The following is a 1,844-nucleotide window of genomic DNA, read 5'->3' as shown; positions in this document are numbered from 1 at the left end:
CCCGCCCCGGCGCACCCGCCCCGGCGCACCCGCCCGGCGCCGTCGCCGTCAGGCGCGGCGGACCCGCACCCCGCAGGCGGCGAACGCCTTCGCCTGGGCGTCCGTCAGGCCGGCGTCCGTCACCAGGTCGTCGACGTCCGCGAGCGGACAGATCCGCGCGAAGGTGACCCTGCCCGCCTTGGTACTGTCGGCCAGGACGACGGCGCGGGCGCTGCTGCGCAGGAACGCCCGGTCGGTCTGGGCCTCCATCTCGTCGTGCGTGGTGCAGCCCTCCTCGGCCGTCAGGCCGTCCACCCCGATGAACGCGACGTCGAGGTGGTACCGGGAGAGCATCAGGTCGGCGGCCGGGCCGACCAGCTCGTAGCTCGCGGTGCGGGCGATGCCGCCGATCACCACCAGCCGCACCTCGGGCCGGACGATCAGGTCCGCGGCGACGTTCACCGCGTTGGTCACCACGGTGATGCCGCCGCGTTCGGCCAGCACCCGGGCCAGCTCGCTGGTGGTGGTTCCGCCGCTGAGGCCCACCACCGCACCGTCCGGCACGAGTTCGGCGGCGGCCTGGGCGATCCTGCGCTTCTCCTCGCGCTGCTTCTCGCTGCGGTGGCGCAGCGGCAGTTCGAGGTTGACCGGGCCGGTCACCGCGCCGCCGCGCGTGCGGTGCAACAGCCCCTGCTCGTGGAGCTCCTGGAGGTCCCGGCGGACGGTCGCGGTGGAGACGCCCAGGAGCCCGGCGAGCGCGTGCACGTCGGCGCTCCCCGCTTCGGTGACGTGCGCGAGTATCCGCGCGGATCGATCAGCTTTGAGCATGCCGCGAGTCTAGCCCCGGGCCCGGCCTTTCAGGCCTGCTGCGACCGGATTCCGGGCCCCCGAGGGGCTGTCCTGCCGCTCGAAGCTGACTATGATGGCAACTCTTCAAGCAACTTCACTCAGCCAAGCCCCCGAAGTCCTGCTTCCGGACGTTCGTTCCTGACCAATCGGACGCGCCCACGGTGCGGAAGCACGCCTGCCCGTCCAGATGCCCGTCCAGAGCCCAGGGGGGTGGCCGCGTGACTGTCGCGGACCGTACTGCACTGTCCGGCGCCCGGCTGGTCCTTCCGTCCGGGGTGGTCGAGGACGGCCGTCTGGTGGTGGAGGGCGCGGTGGTGGCCGGTGTCGGCGGCGCGGTGGCGCCGGGGGACCTGGACCTGTCGGGGTTCACGGTGGTGCCGGGGTTCGTGGACCTGCACGTGCACGGCGGTGGGGGTGCGTCGTACGCGTCGGGGGTCGCGGAGGAGGCGCTGCGGGTGGCGCGCACCCACCTGGAGCACGGGACGACGACGACGATGGCCTCCACGGTGACCGGGGAGATCGACGAGGTGGCGCGGCAGGCGGCGGTGCTGTCGGAGCTGGTGGAGGACGGCGTGCTGGCCGGGATCCACTTCGAGGGGCCGTTCATCTCGCACAACCGGTGCGGTGCGCACCGTCCGGATCTGCTGCGGGATCCGGATCCGGCTCTGGTGCGCAAGCTGGTAGACGCGGCGCGGGGGCGGGCGCGGATGGTGACGCTGGCGCCGGAGCTGCCGGGTGGGCTGGAGTCGGTGCGGATGCTGGCGGAGCTGGGGGTGGTGGCGGCGGTGGGGCACACCGATGCGGACTACGGGCGGACGCTGGAGGCGGTGGAGGCGGGGGCGACGGTGGCGACGCACCTGTTCAACGCGATGCCGGGGATCGCGCACCGGGCGCCGGGTCCGATCGTGGCGTTGCTGGAGGACGAGCGGGTCACGGTGGAGCTGATCAACGACGGGGTGCACCTGCATCCGTCGGTGCTCGACCTGGCGTACGGGACGGCGGGGGCGGCGCGGGTC

General features: G+C 73.6%; 2 protein-coding genes. One reads left to right on the top strand and one right to left on the bottom strand.

Annotation, left to right across the window (positions count from 1 at the left end; translation table 11 throughout):
- Positions 1–48: 48 nt before the first annotated feature.
- Positions 49–807, bottom strand: coding sequence for a DeoR/GlpR family DNA-binding transcription regulator (locus MCM47_RS39940; protein ID WP_238950864.1), 759 nt, complete (start codon positions 805–807; stop codon positions 49–51).
- 239 nt (positions 808–1,046) lie between these two features.
- On the opposite strand from MCM47_RS39940, the gene MCM47_RS39935 reads away from it, so the two are divergent.
- On the top strand, positions 1,047–1,844 hold a 798-nt coding region (locus MCM47_RS39935; RefSeq protein ID WP_238951747.1), incomplete at its 3' end, for an amidohydrolase family protein.

It is taken from the genome of Kitasatospora sp. A2-31, assembly GCF_022288725.1.
In the GTDB taxonomy this organism is placed as follows: Bacteria; Actinomycetota; Actinomycetes; order Streptomycetales; family Streptomycetaceae; genus Kitasatospora.
Note: the sequence above shows the minus strand (reverse complement) of the source record. Positions and strands in the feature narration are given on the sequence as shown.

What these genes read in the sequence shown, in the direction of transcription:
- MCM47_RS39940 (WP_238950864.1), bottom strand. Translation starts at nt 807, where the DNA reads ATGCTCAAAGCTGATCGATCCGCGCGGATACTCGCGCACGTCACCGAA.